This window comes from Streptomyces sp. NPDC060366 (assembly GCF_042725135.1).
GTDB lineage: Bacteria > Actinomycetota > Actinomycetes > Streptomycetales > Streptomycetaceae > Streptomyces.
In genome coordinates this window covers 558959-579116 of sequence record NZ_JBHXDC010000003.1, presented here as the reverse complement: position 1 = coordinate 579116, position 20158 = coordinate 558959, and the positions used below count along the sequence as shown (strand labels likewise).

Genomic DNA, 20158 nt, shown 5'->3' with positions numbered 1-20158 from the left:
TAGGTATCTGCGTGTCACCGATACTCAGCACCGGTTCCGGCGATGGAGCCGCGCAGTGAAAATCAATCGTCGCCTCGTCCTGCTGGTCACCGTGCCTCTCGTAGTGGCCGTCACCTTCGCGGTGCTGGCCCTCGCTCCCGCAACCAACCAGGCACTCCAGGCCAATCGCCTCACGACCATGGTCGATGTCGCTTCGTCCGTAAGCGAGTTGACCCATCACTTGCAGCGCGAGCGGGCAGCGGCCACCGCGCTGGTATCCACCCAGGGAGATACGGACTCGTTCCGCGAAACCTCCAACGCGACGGACAAGAGTGTCGCCCAATTCCGTTCACAGATCGGCAGCTTGTCGTCCGTTCCGGGCACCGCGCAGGCCGCTCTGGATCGGATCGATCGCTTCATCGATGAAATGCCTTCCCTGCGCGCCCAGGTGCGCTCCGGAGGGAGCACTGTCACGGCTCTGACGTTCGGCTACCGGATCGTGATCGCGGACCTGATCGACTACCGCGACGGCATCGCCCAGGCCGACGGTGTCGACGCCGACGTCGCCGACCGGATCCGCGCCGCCGCGGCACTGTCGCGGGCCTCCGAGCACATGGGCCAGCAGCAGGTCGCGGTCATGAAGGCGCAGGCCACGGGTGGTTTCACCGAGGCGTCCAAGCGGACCTTCGAGGCCACCAGGATCGGCTACACCGAAGCGACCGGCGCCCTGTTCGACCTGGGCCCGGCGCAGTGGCGGACCTGGCTCGAGCGCACGCTCTCCGGTCCGAAGGCCCTTGAGGCACGCCGGCTCGAGGACCAGGTCGCCCGCACCGCGCCGGACAAGGAACTCACCGTCACTCCCAAGAAGTGGCAGCAGGCGACGGCCGACCGGCAGGCGATCCTGCGGTCGGTCGAGAGCCGTATCGACGAGTCCGTGCTCAAGACGGTCACCGAGACGCGCACCTCGCTCGCCTGGCTGGCCGGCGCCGAGGTGGCGCTGGTGCTGCTCACGCTCATCAGCGCGGTCGTCGTCGCCATCCGGCTCGGCCGCGTGATGATCCGCCGGCTGCGGGACCTGCGCAACGCCGCTCACGAGGTGGCGCACACGGGTCTGCCGCGCGTCATGACGGAGCTGTCCCAGCCCGGTGCGCTCAGCGGTGCCACTCCCGAGCAGGTCGCCGAGCGGTCCGGCAACCCGGTGAAGACCACGGGTCTTGACGAGATCGGCGAGGTCGGTGAGGCGTTCAACGCCGTTCACCACGAAGCCGTCCGTCTGGCGGCCCAACAGGCCCACATCCACGAACAGTTCGCCGAGACGCTGGTCGGTGTCGCCCGCAGGGGCGCGCAGTTGACCACCGTCATGGTGTCCGAACTGGACACGGTGCAGCGCGACGAGGCCGACCCCGAGCGCATGAAGACCCTGTTCGCGCTCGACCACCTCGCCATCCGAATGGAGCGCAACACCAACAACCTTCTGGTGCTGGGTGGTTACGGGCACGGCCGGGTGCGGTCCGCCGACATCTCCTGCTCGACGGTGATCGTGGCCGCCGCGCAGCAGATCGAGCGCTTCGACCGGGTCTCCCTCGGTGTCATCGAGTCGGGCATCGGCATCGCCGCTCGTGTGGTCCACGACGTGGCGCACATCCTGGCCGAACTCCTGGACAACGCGACGCGCTTCTCGCCCCCGGACAAGCAGGTCGGTGTCGCGGTCTGGCGGCTGTGGGACCGGGCGGTCGTACAGATCGTCGACGAGGGTGTGGGCATCACCGCCGAACGGCGCGCCAACCTCAACAAGGGTCTGCTGGAGCCGAAGTCCGGCATCGGCGACGTGCGGTCCATGGGTCTGCACGTGGTGGCGCGGCTCGCCGCCCGGCACGGCATCGTCGTCGAACTGCGCGACTCCTCGGGACCGGGCACGATCGCCGAGGTCACCCTGCCCGCGAACGTGCTGGCGGCGGCTCCGCAGGAGACCACGCCGCCCGCGCAGGGCTCGCCCGGTGAGCGTCCGGGCGTGCGCTACGAGGCTCCGCGTCCGATCACCGGGCCGGGTCCGCTCCGCCGGCAGCCGGCCGGGGCGGGCGCTCCGGGTGCTCCGGGTGCTCCGGGCGGCCAAAACGGCATCGGCAGGAACGGCGACGCCGCCGCGGCGGGCGACTACAACCCGGGAGGGGACAGCGGCTCCGCCGGGTCCTCCCGCGACGGATCGAGGGGTTCCGACGGCTCAAGGGGTTCCGACGGGACCAAGGGTTCCCCGGCCGACGAACGCGAGCGCTCCAACGCGCCTTCCCAGCACCCCGTCCACGCGGAGCCGGTCTCCCGTATCGCCGGAGTCAGCTCCTCGGGACTGCCACTGCGGCAGCGCAACACGCCCAAGCAGTGGCCCACCCTGGGCAAACGCGACGGCGAGCAGCGATCCGGCGCCGCCCCCAAGCCGTCGCCCCGCCGTCGGGACTCCCGGCAGGTCTCTGACGTCCTGGCGGCCTACGCCCAGGGGATCAACAGGAGCACGGGCCACCGCGGGCGCTCCGCCACCGACGACGACACCCAACGGAGCAAAAAATGACGACCTCACCCAACGACCTCAGCTGGATCCTCAGCGGTTTCGCCGGGCGTATCCCGGAGGTCACGCAGGCGATAGCCGTGTCCGTCGACGGACTCGCCCTGGCCTACACCGGGGTGGAGCGTGACGACGCCGACCGGCTGGCGGCCATCGCATCGGGTGTCGTCAACCTGCTCTCCGCCGCTGCCCAGTTGACGAACACCGACCCCGTCGAGCACAGCCTGACCGCCATGGAGGGCGGTTACATGTTCTCGATGGCCGTTTCCAGCGGCGCGTCGCTGCTGGTGACGACCACCAGGGACGCGGACATCGGCGAGGTCAGCTACATGATGTCCGAGCTGATCAACCAGGTCGGCGACTCCCTGACCCCCCAGATCCGCGACGCGGACGCCCAGCCCTCCCGCTGACGTCCGGGTCGTTGCAGGCCCCACCGTTCGGTTCGTTTGCCGTACGTGCTCTTCCGCTCATTCAGTCCGTTTTTTCCTCCATCCCGATGAGAGCCCTCATGTTCTTCGACATATCCATACCGCGTGGCCGCCGCAGAGTCCGGCCGGTCGGCGCAGCCGCCCTCGCACTCGGCCTGGCAGCCGTCACCGGGTGCAGCGGCGACAGCGGCGCCGGCGACGACACTGTGAAGGTCGGCCTGGTGGCGTCACTGTCAGGCACCTATGAGCCGGTCGGCACGGAGCTGCGCAAGGGCTTCGAGCTGTACCTGGCGACGCATGACAACAAGCTGGGCGGCCGTGAGGTCGAGCTGATCGTGGCGGACGAGGGCGACGGTCCGCCGACCGCCGTTCCCGCGGCCACCAAGCTGGTCAAGAAGGACAAGGTCGACGCGCTGACCGGTCTCGTCAGCGGTGGTTCGGTCAACGCGGTGATGCCGCTGATCAACCAGGCCAAGGTCCCGCTGCTCGGGTCCAACGGCCGTCCGCCCGTCAAGGACATGAAGTACCTCTGGACGACGAGCTTCCTCTCCGACGAGCCGGGCGCGGCCATCGCCCCGTACGTCAAGGAGAAGGTCGACGGCCCGGTCTACGCGATCGGCCCCGACTACCAGGGTGGCTACGACGAACTGCGCGGCTTTACGGACGAGTTCAAGAAGGTCGGCGGCAAGCTCGCCAACCCGGACGGCGAGACGAAGTGGACGCCGTTCCCGAAGACCACGAACTTCATGCCGTACTTCGCCGACATCGCCAAGACGGACGCGAAGGCGGTGTACTGCTTCTACGCCGGTAAGGCGGCCATCGACTTCGCCAAGCAGTACGCGCAGTCCGATGTCGCCGATCTGCCGCTGTACACGGCCTTCGTCACCGAGGGCAGTGTGCTCCAGGCCCAGGGTGACGCGGCGAAGGACGTCTACTCGGTCCTGAACTACGCGGCCGACCTCGACAACGAGGCCAACCGTAAGTTCGCCGCCGACTGGACCGCCAAGCACGACACCCAGCCGACGACCTACGCGATGGCCTCGTACGACGCGGCCGCCGTGCTGGACCAGGCGATCGGCGACGCCGCCAAGAAGGGCGACGTGACGCGGGAGACCATCAACAACGCCATCGGCGGTCTCGGCCAGATCGACAGCCCGCGCGGCGCCTGGGAGTTCGGCGACAAGGCGCACTCGCCGGTGCAGCAGTGGTACCTGCGCCAGGTGCGCAAGGACGGTGACCAGCTGGCCAACGTCATGGTCCAGGACCTGGCGACCCTCGGCAGCTGAGATGAATATCCTTGATGCCCACTTCGTGCCGGCGGTGGACGGCGTGGCCTACGGGCTGCTGCTGTTCGTCGTCGCCGCCGGCCTGAGTCTCGCCTTCGGCACCGCGGGCGTGCTGAACCTGTCACACGGCACGCTGTACGCGATCGGCGCCTATACCGGTGCCGAGTTGAGCGACGGGACCTGGGGCGGACTCGCCGTCGGACTGGCGGCCGGGACCGCGGCGGCTGCCGCCGCCGGGGCCGGTCTGTCCGCCGCGACGATCCCCCTGGCCCGTCGTGGGCATCTCGCGCAAGCACTGCTGACGTTCGGGCTCGCCCTGATCGGCGGCAATCTGCTCATCGAGTTCTTCGGGGCCGACGAGCTACCGGTACGCGTCCCCGAGGCGCTCGACTCCTCGGTGACGCTGCTGGGCCACCGGTACCCCGCGTACCGGCTCTGCTTCATCCTCATGGCGGTCCTGCTCGCGGCGTTCGGTACGTGGGTGCTCACCCGCACCCGCGTGGGCGCGGCGGTACGGGCCTCCGCGGACGACCCGCAGATGCTGGCCACCACCGGGCACAGCCCCCGCGCGGTGCACACCGGCGTGCTGGCCGCCGCCGGGGCGCTGGCGGGGGCCGCCGGAGTGCTCGGCGCGCCCATCATCGGGCCGGGCGCCGGCACGGCCGACACCGTGCTGATGCTCTCGCTCGTGGTGGTCGTGCTGGGCGGGCTGCGGTCGCTGTGGACGACGCTGTTCGCGGCGATCGCCGTCGGCGAGGTACAGACGCTCGGTGTCTCGGTGGCGCCGGACTGGGCCCCGTACCTGCTGTTCGCGGCCATGGCCGCCGTACTGATCCTGCGCTCCCAGTTCACCGAACCGGCGACATCGGGGGCGCACGGCGGCGGGGACGGTGGCGCGGACCCGGTCGAGTGGCTGCGGCGACGGCTCTCCGCGTCGTTCAAGGGGCGTGGAGCGGGTGCCGGCGAAACGGCCCCGGTCCGGTCCGGTCCGGGCGCCGATGGCATCGCTGTCGCCGGCAAGGCGGCAGAGAGCGGGTCCGGGAGCCGCGGGCGGCTGCCGTGGCTGCTTCGGGGCGGCGGCGCCGACGGCGACCTCGCCTCGCGGGTACGCCAGGCCGCTCCGCTCCTCGTCCTGCTCGGCGTACTCATCGCCCTGCCGACGCTGCTCGACGCGTACACCATCTCGCTGGCCGGCTCCGCGCTCGCTCTCGGGCTGCTCGCGGTCAGCGTCACCATCCTGACCGGCTATGCCGGGCTGCCGACGCTGGGCCAGACGGCGCCGTTCGCCGTCGGCGCGTACGCCACCGCGAATCTCGCCGACGCCGGCTGGACGGTCGGCCCGGTCCAGATCGTCGTCGCGGCGATCGCCGCCGCGCTGTTCTCCCTGGTGACGGGGCCCGCGGTGATCCGGGCCCGTGGGACCACGGTCCTGATGATCACTCTCGCCATCGGCGAGCTGGCGAGCGCCGCCATCAACCAGCTCAAGTCCGTCACCGGCGGCGCCGACGGCCTCGTCGGCTTCCCGCCCACGCAGGCACTCTGGGGCGGTGAGGGGATGGTCGACGAGAGCGAGGTCTACAACTACGCGCTCGCCGTCGCGGTCGTCGCCGTCGCCGTCACCCTGCTCGTGCTGCGCTCCCCCGCCGGAAAACTGCTGACCGGCACCCGTAACGCCGAGGCACGCATGCGCGCCTCCGGCCACCCCGTCGGGCGCTATCTGCTGATGGCGCACATCGGCGCCGGCGCGCTCGCCGGGGTCGGCGGCTCGGTCATGGTCACCGTGCAGCAGTACCTCTCCCCCGCCGACGTCGGATTCGAGATCGCGGCGTTCGCGCTGCTGGCGGCCGTCATCGGCGGCAACACATCCGTGGTCGGCGCCCTGATCGGCGCCGGACTCATCGTCATCACCCGTGACTGGGTGGCCAGTTCATGGCCCGGCCACGGCCATCTGCTGCTCGGCGTGCTGTTCGTCGCCGCCGTCTATCTGCTCCCGCGCGGTCTGGCCGGGCTGCGCGGCGGGCCCGGTTCCGGCGGGCGGGCAGCCGCCAAGGCCGATCGGCCCCCGTCCGACCACGACAGCGCCCCGGCCGGGAAGGTCGCCCCATGACAGCCAGCACGCCACCCACGGCGCCGGTACTGGACCTGAAGAACCTCGTCCGGCGGTACGGGAGTCTCACGGCCGTCGACGACGTGAGCCTCCAGCTCCCCGCCGGAGCACGGCACGCCGTCATCGGGCCCAACGGCGCGGGCAAGACCACCCTGCTCAACCTCATCGCCGGTACCGACCGTCCCGACCACGGCACCATCGCCCTCGGCGGCGCCGACATCACCCGTACGGCCACCGCCAAGCGCAGCCGTCTCGGTATCGCCCGCAGCTTTCAACAGCCTTCCGTCATAGGCGAGTTGACGGTCCTCGACAACATCGTGCTGGCCGGCTGGCGGCATCACCCGCTGCGCCGGGGCGCATGGCGAAGGCCGTCCCGCTACCGGCAGCACGCCGAGTCCGCCGAGCGGCACCTGGAGGCCGTCGGCCTCGCCGATTCCGCGCGCAGGCCGGCCGCCGACCTGTCCCACGGCCAGCGCCGCATGCTCGACCTCGCGGCGGCCCTCGCGGGCGACCCGCGGCTGATGCTGCTCGACGAGCCCGCCGCCGGACTGACCGACGGCGACATCGGCCGACTGCTCACGATCCTGCACGGTCTCCCGGACAGCGTGGCCGTCATCCTCGTGGAGCACCACGTCGAGGTCGTCGCCGAACTCGCCGACACGGTCACCGTGTTGGCCGCCGGACGGGTCCTGATCACCGGCCCCACCGCCGAGGCGCTCGCCCATCCGGAGGTCCGCGACGCGTACCACGCGACGGGCGTCCGCGACACAGCAGAAGCGAGAGGGTGACCGACCACCGATGCTGGAACTCACCGGCCTGACGGCGGGCTACCACGGCGGCACCGTCCTGCACGACCTCGATCTGACCGTCCCCGCCGGCTCCGTCCACGCGATCGTGGGCCACAACGGGGCCGGCAAGACCACCCTCGTCCACACCGTGGCGGGGTTCATCCGCCCGTCCGCCGGGTCGGTACGGCTGAACGGCCAGGAGATGACCGGGCAGCCCGCGCACCGTGTGGCGCGCGCCGGGATCGGCCTCGTACCGCAGGGGCGCCGGGTCTTCGCCGGGCTCACCGTCGCGGAGCACCTGCGGCTCTCCTACCGCCCGCCGCGCAGCGGCGACGCGACCCGGCCCAGCGCGTGGACCCCGGCACGGGTGCTGGAGCTGCTGCCACGGCTGGGTGAGCGCCGGGGCAACCGGGGCACGGACCTGTCGGGCGGCGAGCAGCAGATGCTCGCCCTGGCGCGTGCGCTGCTCGGCTCGCCGAGCGTGCTGCTGATGGACGAGCCGACGGAAGGGCTGGCGCCCGGCCTGGTCAAGCAGGTCTACGAACTGGTCGGCACCCTGGCGGAGGAGGGGATCGCGGTACTGCTGGTCTCACCCAGCCCCACGCAGGCGGCTCAGTGCGCTCGTACGATCACGGTCCTCACCTCGGGCCGCCCGACCCTGCGGATGTCGGGCGAGGACGCCCGCACGGACCCGTCACCACTCCACGAGGCCCTGGAACTGACCCCGCTCCGCTCCGCGCCCTGACCAAGCCCACCTGGCGACCACTCCAGCCCGCCTGGCGGGCCTTTCAAGCCCGTCCGGCGATTGAGGACACCCCACCACCGGCCGGAACCAACCCAGCCCGCCCGCGGGCAAACCAAGCCCGTCCGGCGCTTGAGGACAAGGCACGCAGCCCGTCCGGCGCTTGAGGACAAAGCACGCAGCCCGTCCGGCGATTGAGGACGAACCGGCTCACCGGGCCGGACCCCGGTGAGCCGCTCACGTCACTTCAGCCGGTGCCCACCGAACCCGCTGTTACGGTCCGACCCACTGTTCTGCGCCTGCCACCACGCGTCGAACTCCGGCTGCCCCATCGCATCCCAGTCCGGCGTGTTCTCGACCTGCGCGCTGCCCATCCTGCGGGCCAGCGCGACCAGCGAGGCGCCGACGGCGCCGCGGTTGGTGTCGTACGCCTCCGCGATCTCCTTCCAGCTCCCCCCGGCCACCGCCGCGGCCTCCAGCGCCGTCGCGTCCTGGAGCGCCTTCACGCTGCCGCCGCCGATGTGCGGCCGGGCGACGCTGGCGGCGTCGCCGACGAGCAGCATCCGCCCGGAGGTGTACTGCGGTACCTCCAGGTCGTAGATGGGCTGGATGAACGTCGTCTCGGCGGGCGTACGGAGCACCCTGGCCGCCCAGTACGGCGGGAAGTTGTCCGCGACGAGGGCCCGGAGGTGCGCGGTGAGCGCCGAGTTGAGCCGGCCGGGCGGCAGTGAGGTCGGTGTCTTCAGGTCCGGGTGGAGGTCCTCGGACTCCGGCGGGGCGGTGTAGAGCACCCAGTTGAGCCGGTGTCCGCCGACGCCGTCCGGGATGCGGTAGATCATGCAGTGGCCGCCGGGGAAGACGACGTTGTGCGCGTCGTTGCCGTCGGAGGGGAGGTCCGCGACGTCCGCGGAGGTGCCGCGCCAGCCGATGTAACCGGCGTACGTCGCGCTGAGTCCGGGGAACATGGCGTCGCGGACGACGGATCGGTAGCCGTCCGCCCCGATCACGGCGTCGAAGCGTTCCCGCTGTCCGTCGGCGAGTTGGAGCGTCACGCCGTCGGAGTCGGGCTCCACGGCGCTGACCTGCGCACCGGACCGGTAGTCGACGTCTTCGGGCACCCGGCGCCGCAACTCGCTCCACAGCGAGCCCCAGTTGTAGGCGCGGAACGGGAACGGCTGCTCGCCGACGGCCCGTCCGTGCTCCGCCTCACCGTCCCGCACGCTCCACACGCGCCGGGTCAGCGGCGCCCAGGGCATCTCGGCGGCCACGTATCCGGCGCTCTGGAGTTCGTTGTACCGGTCGTTGTGGAGGGCGATCCCGACTCCCCTGTCGCGGAGTTGGGCGTCGGCCCGCTCGAAGACGGTGACCTTCCCGGCTCCGCCGCGGGACACGGCCAGAGCCGTGGCACACCCCGCTATGCTGCCGCCGACGACGGCGACGCTGCCTCCACGCATACCTGGCACTCCCACTCGGTCGATGTTCCGATTCCCCCAACACATGGGGCCACGACGGATCTTATCGACGTCATTCGCGCACGAAACGAGCGCGGAGTCCTCTCCTCACGTACACGCTTGGCCGGTACACCCGTCGGGCTCCGTCACACCCGTTCGGAGCCCGGAGGACGTAGCGGGCGAACGCGCTCCCACCCCTGCATCACGGTGATGAATCCATTAATGCTGATTCGAGAGAACAATCCCACCACCATCTGTACTATCTGCTCATTCGAGCTGACACTGTGTCAAAACTTTATCTCGGACAGGGGGCACGGTGACTGCAAACGGTCCCGGCGGTTCAGGTGGGCAGCACTCATATCTCAGGGACGGAGCTCTGGTCGGCGCCATCGCCGCGGCCATCATCGGCGCGCTCGTAGCCGTGTTCCTCAAGTACGGGCCGGAGGGAAACGGCGACAGCGACAAGGCGGCAAGTCCCCCGTCCTCCGTCGCGCCTCTCCCGTCCGCGGACGAAACCACACCCGCCCCGTCCCCGTCCGAGGAGACCCCGTCCCCGTCTCCCCCGGACGGCACGAGTGGCGGCGCCGGCGAGTCGTCCCCGCCGGGTGAGAACGGGGGCTCGGGGACGGGCGGCAGCGGTGGCGCGGGAGGTTCGGGGGGAACGGAGCCGCCCGGGCCCGTCACCTCGTACCTCTCGGATCTCGACCCCGTCGGAGGACTGGGGAACTACAAGCACACGGGCCCCGCGACGGTGCAACGGACGACGTACGGAAACAGCGTCGTCTTCTCGCTCAACTCGTTCAACCCGGGCGCCAAGACCGTGACGTACAACATCCCCGCCGGTGTGAAGGAATTCCATGCCACGGTGGGGCTCGACGAGAAGACCGAGAGCGGGTGCAGGGTGTTCTTCCAGGTGTCCCTGGACGGAAATCCCGTGGACAAGGGATTCACCCTCCCGGTCGGTCGGACGCGCGAGGTGATCGAGAAGATCGGTGACGCCGGCCGGCTGATGATCACCGTGAACGGTGTCGAGAGCCCCAGCGGAAAGACGAACGGCATCTGTCGCGCCGTATGGGGCGACGCCCGCCTCAGCTGACAGGAAGACGCGGGACCAGGCCCCCCAGAGTCGGCGGGCGGTGATCGCGACGTGGCCCGGGGGACCTGGATCCCACCGGGCCTCGTCGACTACCGCTGCGTACGGACCAGTTGGGCGTCCGCCCAGTCACCGTGGTCCGAGTCGATGCCGTCGCCGCCGTCCGTGACGCGCAGTGTCAATTGGCGCACCCCGGTGACGTCGATGTCGAACGCGTGCGCCGCGTCCGTCGGCCCAAGGACGCCGCTGCGGGCCAGGACCTCACCGTCGCCGATCACCTCGAAGTCGACCGAGCCCTTGTCCGGTTTCTCCTCGTCGATGCCGGCCCACGCCGTGAACCGGTCGTACGCGCCGTTCAGGTCGACGGTCACCTCGGAGAACGCGTGCACTCCCAGTCCCTTGTCGTACGTCGTGTCGCCGAGCCGCAGCGGGCCGCCGTCGCCCGCCCCGTTCTCGCCGTTGGAGAGGTCGCGCTCGACCGGGCCCCAGCCGTTGTCCTCGGAGACGAACGGCAAGGAGCTGACGTACACGGTGCCTTCGCGTGCCACGAAGACGCGCACCGTGCGCTCGACGGTCAGCGGCGGCGCGGCGCGACGGGCTTCCGGGTCCCGGTAGGTCACCGTCACCGGGATCTCCGTCGCCCCGTACACCGGGTCGGCGGGGACCGTGACCCGCCAGGACGCGGTCAGTCGGGCGCCGTCGGCCAGTTCGTCCGCCGTCGCGCCGGCGCCGTCGACCGTCCAGCCCTCGGGGGTACGGGCGCCGAGGGTCACGTCCTCGGCCGGGCCCGCCTCGTCCAGGACGAAGCTCGCGGCGATGTCGACCGTCTCGCCCGGCAGGGCGTCGGCCTTCGCGGGGGTGACGGACAACGTGCCGACGGGCACCGTGTCCACCGGCCGGTCGCAGCTGTCGCGGCCCGGCACGGCGCGGCAGAGCTGGGCGGCGAAGCCGCCGTCCGCCAACACCGGCACCGTGAGTACGTCCTGACGGTCCATCACCTGGCTCTGGCGTACGACGCCGTCGGCGCCGTCACGTACGACGTCGACCCGCCATGCCCCGGATCCCAGGAAGGTCAGCGGGACGCGCCCGGTGCCCCCTTCGCCCGCCGTGATGGAGCCGAGGAACCACCGGTCGCCGTCCCTGCGCGCGAACGCAGCCCCCTCGCCGGGCGTACCGGCGACGAGCCGGCTCTCGTCCCAGACGGTCGGGACCTGGTCGAGGAACCGGGCGATCTCGGGCCGGGCGCGGTACGCCTCGACGCTGCCCGCGTAGTTCTGGAACCCGGACTCGTACACGACGGAGAGCGCCAGCTCGGCGGCCTCGGTGTTGTTGCGCTGCCCGAACTGGAAGCCCATGGGCGTGAAGTCCATGGAACCGACCACGTTACGGGTGTAGGGCAGCGTCGCCATGTCGTCGGCCTGGACATTGCCCTGCTCGGCCCCGTGCACGCCCTCCATCGACATGATGTGCGGCCAGGTGCGCTGGATGCCGTGCGGCAGCGTCGAACCATGGAAGTTGACCATCAGCTCACGGCCGGCGGTCTCGCGGAGGATCTCGTCGTACCACTCCATGCGTTCACGCGAGTCGGAGTCCATGAAGTCGATCTTCAGCCCGGCGGCGCCCCACTCCTTGACCTTGTCGAGCTGCCGCGTGCGCTCGGCGGGTGTGTCGAGATCGGTCCAGTGCATCCACAACAGGACGCCCACGCCCCGCCGTTCGGCGTACTCCATCAGCTGCGGCATCCAGTCGGTGGTGTTCCAGCCGTCGTCCACCAGGGAGTACTCCCAGCCGTGCGCCGCCGCGTAGTCCACGAACCGCTGCTGGGTCTCAAGGCTGCGCTGCGCGGCGCCGAATCCGGCGAGCCAGGACCAGGCGACGGTGCCGGGGCGGATCCAGGAGGTGTCCGCGACACGGGAGGGCGGGGCCAGATCGTCCACGAGCGTGGACTCGGTCACGGTCGCCGGGTCGCCCGCGATCACGGTCCGCCAGGGCGTCGCGAGCGGCCCGTCGGCGGGCAGGGGCACGGAGGGGTCGGCCAGCGCCACGTCGTAGCGTCCGCCGCCGGTCGTGTGCGTGAGCCGGCTCGCGGGATAGCGGCCGTCGACGTCCGCCTCGGTGAGCAGGACGTGGTCGTCGCCCACCTGGAAGAGCGCGGGGTACGCGTACTGGCCGCTCGACGCTCCGGCGGCGGTCGTGCCGTCGTACGGCTGCTCGTAGTTGACCGAGTAGTCGCTCAGCCGGGCCGGCGCGTCCGCCGGGAGTACGAAGCCGGACGCCTCGCGCAGCACGGCGCCGTCGCCGGCGGGGAGCACGTAGCGGTACGCGACTCCGTCGTCGGCCGCGCGCACGAGCAGGTCGACCCGCGCGCCGCCCGCGCCCTGGAGGGTGAAGCGCGACTCGGCCATGTCGACGGTGCGGCGGCGCTCCTTGCCGACGACGGTGGTGTACCGCTCGGCGATACGGCGGTCCTTACGGTCCACCAGGCGCAGCCCGCGCGTCAGATCGGCGTCCTCGGTGACGATGCCGACGGGCGAGGGCTCGACGAGGGTGCGGCTCCCGTCCCGTACGGCGAGGGTGACGGTGCCGTCGGCGGGGTCGAGCCGTACGTCGGCGGTGGGCCCGCCGCGGGAGACGGTCCAGGCGGAGCCGGCGGGCCGGGGGTCGGCCGCGTCGCCCTGGGCCGCCGCGGGGGTCCCCAGGCAGAGCACCCCCGCGAGCGCGGTCGCACAGGTGGCACGCCATCGCTTCGCTGATCCTGGTCTGCTGTTCGTCATCGCTTGTCCCTCTCACTCGGAGCCGGGCTCAACGGGCAAACACGGGGCGCGAGTTGGTGATGACAGGGCTGAGCCTGAAGGGGCGCCCGCGCCCCGGATTGTCCACCGGAATTCCCCGGAACCGCCAGGGGCTGTCGCACAAAATCCAACAGAATCAATAACGCGCATACGATGCGGGCATGGGGACCTCCGCCGTACCGGACAACGCGCCGGGCGACCGCCTCGCGGCGTTCGGCAATCAGCTGATCGATGTGCACATCTGGCTCCGCGAGGAGCTTGCCCGGCTTCAGGACGACGTCGACGACTTCCTCGCGGGCGACGGTGAGCGCCCGCGCGAACTACAGGCGCACTGTCTCGCGTTCTGCTCCGCCCTGACCCGGCACCACACGGCGGAGGACGACAGCGTCTTCCCCGAACTGGCGCGGCATGTACCCGAGTTGGCGCCCGTACTGGAACAACTCGCGCACGACCACCACATGGTGACCGCCATCCTCGGCCGGCTCCAGGACCTGCTCGACGGCATCGGCCCGGCCCCGGACGCCGACGAGGCACGCCGGGTGCGGGGTGAACTGGACGGTCTCGTCGCCCTGGTGGAGTCCCACTTCACGTACGAGGAGAAGAAGCTCGTCGCCGCGCTCAACGCGCTCGACACGCCGCTGCCCGGCGACTTCGCCCTGCGGGACGTGCGCAGCGGGTAGGGGGCGGTCAGTCCTCGATGGCCGGCCGGGCCGTATGCGCGGCCCGCCGGCCCGCGTTCAGGCGGAGCGCTTCCTCGCCGGGGCCTTCTTCGCCGTGGTCTTCTTGGCCGGCGTCTTCTTAGCGGCCGTCTTGCCCGTCGCCGTCTTCTTCGCCGCCGCCTTCTTGGCCGGCGTCTTCTTGTCCGCCGTGGTCTTGGACGCCGTCTTCGACGCGCTCTTCGACGCGCTCTTCTTCGCGCCCGCCGCCTTCTTGCCCGTCGGCAGATGCGTCACCTCCGCGTGGTCCCCGTCGCCGCCCCCGCCCCCCTCGCCCCGCGACTCCTTCGCCGCCCGCACACTGCTCTCCAGCGCCGCCATCAGGTCCAGCACCTTGCCCCCGCGCCGCTCGCCCGCCCCCTCCGGAACCGCCAGTTCGCCGCCGCCCGCCTTGGCCGCGATCAGCTCCTCGACGGCCTCCCGGTAGTCGTCGTGGAGGGATTCGAGTTCGACCTCGCCGAGCGTGTCCATCAGGGCGTCGGCCAGGTCGAGTTCGGCGTCCCGGATGCTGACCTCCGTCTCCGGCGCCACCCCCTCCGGCTGCCGGATCTCGTCCGGCCACAGCAGCCCGTGGAGCGCGATGACGTCGCCGAGGACCCGCACCATGCCCAGCCGCTCGCGCCCGCGCAGCGCGAATTTCGCGATCGCGACCTTCTCGCTGCGCTTCAGGGCCTCGCGCAGCAGCGTGTACGGCTTGGCGGCCGGCACGCCGTTGGCCGCGATGTAGTACGCCGAGCCCACCTGGAGGGGATCGATCGACGTCTCGGGCACGAACCCGACGATCTCGATCGTCTTGGCCGTCGGCAGCGGGAGCTGGGCCAGGTCGTCGTCCGAGATCGGGATCATCGACCCGTCCGCGTCCTCGTACGCCTTGCCGATCTCGGCCGAGGTGACCTCCTCCTCGTCCAGCTCGCAGACCTTCCGGTAACGAATCCGGCCGCCGTCCGCCAAATGGATCTGCCGGAAGGAGATCGAGCGGCTCTCGGTGGCGTTCACCAGCTTGATCGGGATGCTCACCAGACCGAAGGAGATTGCGCCGTTCCAAATGGATCGCACGGTAAATCCCTTACATCCGAATTCGTGGGATTCTCATCGTATGACGCCCATCGCCGAGGTGGAGGGGCGGCGGATCGCCCTCAGCAATCTGGAGAAGGTCCTCTACCCGGCCACCGGCACCACCAAGGGCGAGGTCCTGCACTACTGCGCGACCTCGGCCGGCGCCCTGCTCACCCATCTGGCCAATCGCCCCGTCTCCTTCCTCCGCTACCCGGACGGCCCCGACGGCCAGCGCTTCTTCACCAAGAATCCGCCGCCGGGCACCCCGTCCTGGGTGCGCAGGGCGACGGTGCCCCGTTCGGCGGAGCAGAGCGCCGAGCAGGTGCTGGTGGAGGACCTCGCGACGCTGATGTGGGCGGCGAACCTGGTCGTGGAGTTCCACACCCCGCAGTGGCAGGTCGACAGTCCGGCCCGCGCCGACCGCATCGTCTTCGACCTGGACCCCGGCGAGCCCGCCACCGTGGTGGAGTGCTGCGCGGCGGCGCTCTGGCTGCGGGAGCGGCTGACGGCGGACGGGCTGAACGCGTACGCCAAGACCTCGGGCTCGAAGGGCCTGCATCTGCTCGTACCGCTGGAGCCGACCCCGTCGCGCGAGGTTTCCGCGTACGCCAAGTCGCTCGCCGTCGAGGCCGAGGCCGCGCTTCCGCATCTGGTGGTCCACCGGATGGCCCGCGCGCTGCGCCCCGGCAAGGTATTCGTCGACCACAGCCAGAATTCGGCGGCGAAGACGACGGCGGCGCCGTACACGCTGCGCGCCAGGACGGAACCGACCGTCTCCGCCCCGGTGTCCTGGGAAGAGGTCGGCGATTGCGCGGCGCCGGAGGACCTGGTCTTCCGGATCGGCGACATCGCGGGGCGACTGGCACGGTACGGGGATCTCCTCGGCCCGCTCATCAATCTCAACCGGGCGGGCCGCCTGCCGTGACCGCCGCCGTGGCGGGCGTGCACCATGGAGGTGCGCCGGTCATGAGCGCCACCAAGCGTCATGAGAAGAGAAGGAACCACGCATGATCATCTTCGGGACCAAGGGCTACATCTACCAACTGGCGATACTGACGCTCGTGTGCGGCCAGTGCGGCAATCCGTCCGCGCACACGCTGCGCAAGCGCGTCTCCAAGTTCACGCTGTTCTTCGTACCGCTGTTCCCGTACTCGACGAAGCACTACACGCAGTGCACGTTCTGCGGCGTGGAGCACCAGGTGCCGAACGAGCAGGCCGAGCAGCTCCTCGCGCAGAGCGCGTCGCAGGCACAGCAGGGCGTCGGCCAGCAGCACGGCGCCAACCCGTTCGCACAGGGCGGGCAGGGTGGCCAGGGCGGTCAGCCCGGTGGCGGGAACCCGTTCAGCCAGGGTGGCCAGGGACAGCAGCCGGGCCAGGGCGGTAACCCGTACCAGCGTTGAGGGCGCCCTGGCGCGGGGCACGCAGAGTTACGGTTGCGGACACAATGTGACGAAACTAGGGTAAATCGGGCGAAGTCAAGCAGTCATCCATCGCCTCCTCGCCCCCTTCCCGAACATCAGGAGTCACGCATGTCCCAGCGTTCCCTGCGTTCCTCTGCCCCGCGCCTCCGGGGTTCCTTCGGCCCGTACGTCGCGGCCCTCGCCGTCGCCGCCGCGGCACTGACCGCCACGCCCGCGCTGGCGACGGTGCCGACTCCGCCGCCGGTCAGCTCCAACGGCCGCGCCGACTTCGACGCCGCCCGCCCGGGCAACGTCGGCCCCGAGGCCGCCGAGGCCGGGGTCTCCGCGATGGCCTCGGGCCAGTACAAGGGCCGCGTCACCGCCAGGACCGGGCTCCTGCTGCGCGACAGGCCCACTCGCAGCGGCCGGGTCATCGGCAGCGCCGCGTACGGCTCGATCGTGCACATCCTCTGCAAGACGCGGGGCGACGAAGTGAACGGGAACGACCGCTGGTACCTCCTCACGGACGGCAACTGGGCCTGGGGCTCGGCCGCGTACATCGAGAACATCGGCAAGGCGCCGCGCTGGTGCTGACCCGCCGCCACTGACCGACCGCCACTGACCGACCGCCACCGACCCACCGCTGCCGCCCCGGCGAACCCGACATGCCTTATGTCTTTACATAAGCGGACATAAGGCATGTCGGGTTGCTACGTTGCGCTCCATGACCGCAACGACGGCGGACTCTCCCCCGCCCGAACTACGCCTCCGCAAGCGGCGCGGGGTCGAGCTCTCGCTCCTCGTGTGCGCCGTCCTCATCTCCCTCTTCGGTTACGTCGCGGTCGGCCTCGCCCGCGACGACGCCGCCCCGCCCGACGCACTGCGTCACAGCGCGGGGCTCGGCCTGCTCGCGCTCCTCGCGCATCTCGCGGTCCGGTTCCGCGCCCCGTACGCGGATCCGCTGCTGCTCCCGATCGCGGTCCTGCTCAACGGCGTCGGGCTCGTGCTGCTCCACCGGCTGGACCTCGCCACCCCCGGCGAGCGGGACGCGCCCGCGCAGCTCATCTGGTCGACCCTCGGTGTCGCGCTGTTCATCGCCGTCGTCGCGCTCCTGCGCGACCACCGGGTGCTCCAGCGGTACGCGTATCTGTCGGTGGTCGCCGCGCTGCTGCTGATGACCGTGCCGATCTTCTTCCCCGCCGTGAACGGCGCCAGGATCTGGATCCGGATCGACGAACTCTCCTTCCAGCCGGGCGAGTTCGCGAAGATCCTGCTCGCCGTCTTCTTCGCCGCCTATCTCGCGGCCAACCACGGCGCCCTCGCGTACACCGGCCGCCGGGTCTGGAGACTCCAGCTGCCCACCGGCCGGGTGCTCGGCCCCATCGTCGCGATCTGGCTGCTCAGCGTCCTCGTACTGATCCTGGAACGCGACCTCGGTACCTCGCTGCTCTTCTTCGGACTCTTCGTGATCCTGCTGTACGTGGCGACGGGCCGCACCGGCTGGATCGCGGTGGGGCTGCTGCTGGCCGGGGTCGGCGCGTTCGCCGTCGGCTGGCTGGAACCGCACGTCCACAGCCGGGTGGAGGATTGGCTCAACCCGTTCGCCTCCATCGACGCCGGCCAGGGGCCCGACCAACTGGCGCAGTCCCTCTTCGCGTTCGCGGCGGGCGGCATGTTCGGTACGGGGCTGGGGCTCGGCCGGTCCGTCCTCATCGGCTTCGCCGCCAAGTCCGACTTCATCCTCGCGACGGCCGGCGAGGAGCTGGGGCTGATCGGGCTGACCGCGATCTTCCTGCTGTACGCGCTGCTCGTCGCCCGCGGCTACCGCACCGGGCTCGCACTGCGCGACCCGTTCGGGCGGCTGCTGGCGGTCGGTCTGGCGTCGATCGTGGCGCTCCAGGTGTTCGTGATCGCGGGCGGGGTGACGGGGCTGATCCCGCTCACGGGCATGGCGATGCCGTTCCTGGCGCAGGGAGGTTCGTCGGTCGTCACCAACTGGGTCATCGTGGCCCTGCTCATCCGGCTCAGCGACTCGGCGCGCAGACCGTATCCGGAGACGGTGGAGACGGGCGTGATCGCGCCGACGGTCATCGCGACAGGGCCGCCGGGGCGTGTGGGACCGGCCGAACCGGCGGCGGAGGGCGAGCGATGATCAGCCATATCCGCCTCGCCGCCGCGTTCTGTCTGCTGCTCCTGGTCGCACTGCTCGTCAACTCGGCCCGGATCCAGGTCATCCAGGCCGATTCGCTCGACAACAACCCGGGCAACCGCCGTAAGACCATGGACCGTTACGAACAGCCGCGCGGCGAGATCGTCGTCGGCGGCCGGCCCGTCACCGGCTCCAAGGACACCGGCCAGCAACTGCGTTACGAACGGACCTACACCCAGGGCCCGTTGTACGCGCCGGTGACCGGCTTCTCCTCGCAGACGTACGGCACCACCCTGCTGGAGGGCGCCCAGGACGGCATCCTTTCCGGGACCGACCCGATGCTCGCCCCGCTGCCGTTCTGGAACGACATCACCCGCGCCCATCCGCCCGGCGGCAAGGTCGTCACGACCATCGAGCCGGCCCTGCAACAGGCCGCCTACTCGGGTCTCGACGGCAGACGCGGCGCGGTCGCCGCGATCGAGCCGACGTCGGGCAGGATCCTCGCGCTGGTCAGCAGCCCCTCGTACGACCCCGGGAAGCTGTCGGGCACGGGCCGGGCGGTGGCCGACGCGTGGCGGCGGTTCAACGGCGCGGACGACCAGCCGATGCTCAACCGGGCCATCCGTCAGACGTACCCGCCCGGTTCGGCCTTCAAGATCGTGACGGCCGCCGCGGCGCTGGACGCCGGGGTGGTCGAGGACGTCGACGAGCCGACGGGCGTCCCGGAGCCGTACGTCCTGCCGGGCACGCGCACCACGCTCCCGAACGTCTCGCGCGGCTGCGACAAGGAGTCGCTCGCGTACGCCATCAAGTGGTCCTGCAATTCGGTGATGGCCGGGCTGGGGGTGGCGGTCGGGCTCGACAAGATGGTGGAGGCGGCGGGCAGATTCGGCTTCAACGACCGGCGGTTGAGGATCCCGTCGGGTGTCGCCGTGTCCAACTTCGACCGGGAGATGAGCGACGACCAGCTCGCGCTCTCCTCGATCGGACAGTTCGACACCACGGCGACACCGCTCCAGATGGCGATGGTGGCGGCGGCCGTCGCGAACGGCGGGGATCTCAAGCAGCCGTATCTGGTGGACCGGACGCTCGCGGCCGACGGCGACGTCGTCTCCCGTACCGGTGAGCACTCCTACCAGCAGGCGATGAGCCCGTCGACGGCCTACCGGCTGCGGCAGTTGATGGTGGAGGCCGTGGAAACCGGTACGGGCGGGAGCGCCGGGATCGACGGCGTGACGGTCGGCGGGAAGACGGGTACGGCGCAGCACGGCGTGGGCAACTCCGGTACGCCGTATGCCTGGTTCATCGCCTGGGCGCAGGCCGCGGACACGGGACGGCCGGCGGTGGCGGTGGCCGTGGTGGTGGAGGACGCGGAGGCGGTGCGCGGTGAGATCAGCGGGGGCGGTGACGCCGCGCCGATCGCACGGGCGGTGATGCGGGCGGCGCTGCGAGACTAGGACCTGTCCGGCGGATTTTCGGGGATAAGCCCGGGGCGTCTGGTGCGGTGCATCGCAAGGCGGAGGATCATGCTCGTACTGGACGTACTTGGATGATGCGACAACGCAGGGAGGTGCCGTGCCAGGCGTCCCGGGCCCCCGAAGATCCGCCGGAGAG

The 20158-nt window shown here is 70.9% G+C and carries 16 protein-coding genes; 13 read left to right on the top strand and 3 right to left on the bottom strand.

Annotation, left to right across the window (positions count from 1 at the left end; translation table 11 throughout):
* Window positions 1-55: 55 nt before the first annotated feature.
* The 6 genes from ACFWHU_RS11520 (at window position 56) to ACFWHU_RS11495 (ending at window position 7890) form a co-directional block, all read left to right on the top strand.
* A complete protein-coding gene (locus tag ACFWHU_RS11520) occupies window positions 56-2542 on the top strand; it encodes a nitrate- and nitrite sensing domain-containing protein (protein WP_387224704.1) in 2487 nt (828 codons plus the stop codon).
* The gene (locus ACFWHU_RS11515; protein ID WP_078075084.1) at window positions 2539-2946 is read left to right on the top strand and encodes a roadblock/LC7 domain-containing protein; all 408 of its coding nucleotides are present in this window, start codon (window positions 2539-2541) and stop codon (window positions 2944-2946) included. The genes ACFWHU_RS11520 and ACFWHU_RS11515 overlap by 4 nt, the downstream gene beginning before the upstream one ends.
* Before the next feature lie 98 nt (window positions 2947-3044).
* Window positions 3045-4250: an ABC transporter substrate-binding protein gene (locus tag ACFWHU_RS11510; protein ID WP_385801739.1), complete on the top strand. Its 1206-nt coding sequence runs from the start codon at window positions 3045-3047 to the stop codon at window positions 4248-4250.
* A 1-nt stretch (window position 4251) separates the two neighbouring features.
* Window positions 4252-6357, top strand: coding sequence for a branched-chain amino acid ABC transporter permease (locus tag ACFWHU_RS11505; protein WP_385801741.1), 2106 nt, complete (start codon window positions 4252-4254; stop codon window positions 6355-6357).
* A complete protein-coding gene (locus ACFWHU_RS11500; RefSeq protein ID WP_387224703.1) occupies window positions 6354-7145 on the top strand; it encodes an ABC transporter ATP-binding protein in 792 nt (263 codons plus the stop codon). Before ACFWHU_RS11505 ends, ACFWHU_RS11500 begins: the two co-directional genes overlap by 4 nt.
* A 10-nt stretch (window positions 7146-7155) precedes the next feature.
* On the top strand, window positions 7156-7890 hold the full coding sequence (locus ACFWHU_RS11495; protein WP_387224702.1) for an ABC transporter ATP-binding protein: 735 nt from the start codon (window positions 7156-7158) through the stop codon (window positions 7888-7890).
* Window positions 7891-8129: 239 nt separating this feature from the next.
* Here ACFWHU_RS11495 and ACFWHU_RS11490 read toward each other — a convergent pair whose 3' ends face one another.
* Window positions 8130-9341, bottom strand: coding sequence for an FAD-dependent monooxygenase (locus tag ACFWHU_RS11490; RefSeq protein ID WP_387224701.1), 1212 nt, complete (start codon window positions 9339-9341; stop codon window positions 8130-8132).
* 313 nt (window positions 9342-9654) lie between these two features.
* On the opposite strand from ACFWHU_RS11490, the gene ACFWHU_RS11485 reads away from it, so the two are divergent.
* Complete coding sequence (locus ACFWHU_RS11485; RefSeq protein WP_387224700.1) at window positions 9655-10434, top strand: NPCBM/NEW2 domain-containing protein; 780 nt, start codon at window positions 9655-9657, stop codon at window positions 10432-10434.
* Window positions 10435-10523: 89 nt separating this feature from the next.
* Here ACFWHU_RS11485 and ACFWHU_RS11480 read toward each other — a convergent pair whose 3' ends face one another.
* On the bottom strand, window positions 10524-13205 hold the full coding sequence (locus tag ACFWHU_RS11480; RefSeq protein ID WP_387224699.1) for a glycoside hydrolase family 97 catalytic domain-containing protein: 2682 nt from the start codon (window positions 13203-13205) through the stop codon (window positions 10524-10526).
* A gap of 179 nt (window positions 13206-13384) precedes the next feature.
* Between ACFWHU_RS11480 and ACFWHU_RS11475 the strand changes: the two genes are divergently transcribed.
* Complete coding sequence (locus ACFWHU_RS11475) at window positions 13385-13903, top strand: hemerythrin domain-containing protein (protein ID WP_385801753.1); 519 nt, start codon at window positions 13385-13387, stop codon at window positions 13901-13903.
* A 57-nt stretch (window positions 13904-13960) separates the two neighbouring features.
* On the opposite strand, the gene ACFWHU_RS11470 is transcribed toward ACFWHU_RS11475, so the two are convergent.
* Window positions 13961-14995 carry a Ku protein gene (locus tag ACFWHU_RS11470; RefSeq protein ID WP_385801755.1) on the bottom strand — a complete coding sequence of 345 codons (1035 nt, stop codon included), beginning with the start codon at window positions 14993-14995 and terminating at the stop codon, window positions 13961-13963.
* Between the two features lie 40 nt (window positions 14996-15035).
* Between ACFWHU_RS11470 and ligD the strand changes: the two genes are divergently transcribed.
* From ligD to ACFWHU_RS11445, 5 genes are all read left to right on the top strand, one after another.
* The gene (ligD, locus tag ACFWHU_RS11465) at window positions 15036-15920 is read left to right on the top strand and encodes a non-homologous end-joining DNA ligase (protein ID WP_385801756.1); all 885 of its coding nucleotides are present in this window, start codon (window positions 15036-15038) and stop codon (window positions 15918-15920) included.
* Window positions 15921-16002: 82 nt separating this feature from the next.
* On the top strand, window positions 16003-16395 hold the full coding sequence (locus ACFWHU_RS11460; RefSeq protein WP_387224698.1) for a zinc-ribbon domain-containing protein: 393 nt from the start codon (window positions 16003-16005) through the stop codon (window positions 16393-16395).
* Between the two features lie 129 nt (window positions 16396-16524).
* Window positions 16525-16989 carry an SH3 domain-containing protein gene (locus tag ACFWHU_RS11455; protein WP_385801759.1) on the top strand — a complete coding sequence of 155 codons (465 nt, stop codon included), beginning with the start codon at window positions 16525-16527 and terminating at the stop codon, window positions 16987-16989.
* A gap of 130 nt (window positions 16990-17119) precedes the next feature.
* Complete coding sequence (locus tag ACFWHU_RS11450) at window positions 17120-18547, top strand: FtsW/RodA/SpoVE family cell cycle protein (protein WP_385801761.1); 1428 nt, start codon at window positions 17120-17122, stop codon at window positions 18545-18547.
* Entirely contained in the window at window positions 18544-20001 is a 1458-nt protein-coding gene (locus tag ACFWHU_RS11445; RefSeq protein WP_387224697.1) for a penicillin-binding transpeptidase domain-containing protein, read from the top strand. The genes ACFWHU_RS11450 and ACFWHU_RS11445 overlap by 4 nt, the downstream gene beginning before the upstream one ends.
* Window positions 20002-20158 lie beyond the last annotated feature (157 nt).

Excerpts from the sequence above, each read along its gene's own strand:
- ACFWHU_RS11515 (WP_078075084.1), top strand. The coding sequence starts at position 2,539 with ATGACGACCTCACCCAACGACCTCAGCTGGATCCTCAGCGGTTTCGCC.
- ACFWHU_RS11510 (WP_385801739.1), top strand. The coding sequence starts at position 3,045 with ATGTTCTTCGACATATCCATACCGCGTGGCCGCCGCAGAGTCCGGCCG.
- ACFWHU_RS11505 (WP_385801741.1), top strand. The coding sequence starts at position 4,252 with ATGAATATCCTTGATGCCCACTTCGTGCCGGCGGTGGACGGCGTGGCC.
- ACFWHU_RS11500 (WP_387224703.1), top strand. The coding sequence starts at position 6,354 with ATGACAGCCAGCACGCCACCCACGGCGCCGGTACTGGACCTGAAGAAC.
- ACFWHU_RS11495 (WP_387224702.1), top strand. The coding sequence starts at position 7,156 with ATGCTGGAACTCACCGGCCTGACGGCGGGCTACCACGGCGGCACCGTC.
- ACFWHU_RS11490 (WP_387224701.1), bottom strand. The coding sequence starts at position 9,341 with ATGCGTGGAGGCAGCGTCGCCGTCGTCGGCGGCAGCATAGCGGGGTGT.
- ACFWHU_RS11480 (WP_387224699.1), bottom strand. The coding sequence starts at position 13,205 with ATGACGAACAGCAGACCAGGATCAGCGAAGCGATGGCGTGCCACCTGT.
- ACFWHU_RS11475 (WP_385801753.1), top strand. The coding sequence starts at position 13,385 with ATGGGGACCTCCGCCGTACCGGACAACGCGCCGGGCGACCGCCTCGCG.
- ligD (WP_385801756.1), top strand. The coding sequence starts at position 15,036 with ATGACGCCCATCGCCGAGGTGGAGGGGCGGCGGATCGCCCTCAGCAAT.
- ACFWHU_RS11460 (WP_387224698.1), top strand. The coding sequence starts at position 16,003 with ATGATCATCTTCGGGACCAAGGGCTACATCTACCAACTGGCGATACTG.
- ACFWHU_RS11455 (WP_385801759.1), top strand. The coding sequence starts at position 16,525 with ATGTCCCAGCGTTCCCTGCGTTCCTCTGCCCCGCGCCTCCGGGGTTCC.
- ACFWHU_RS11450 (WP_385801761.1), top strand. The coding sequence starts at position 17,120 with ATGACCGCAACGACGGCGGACTCTCCCCCGCCCGAACTACGCCTCCGC.
- ACFWHU_RS11445 (WP_387224697.1), top strand. The coding sequence starts at position 18,544 with ATGATCAGCCATATCCGCCTCGCCGCCGCGTTCTGTCTGCTGCTCCTG.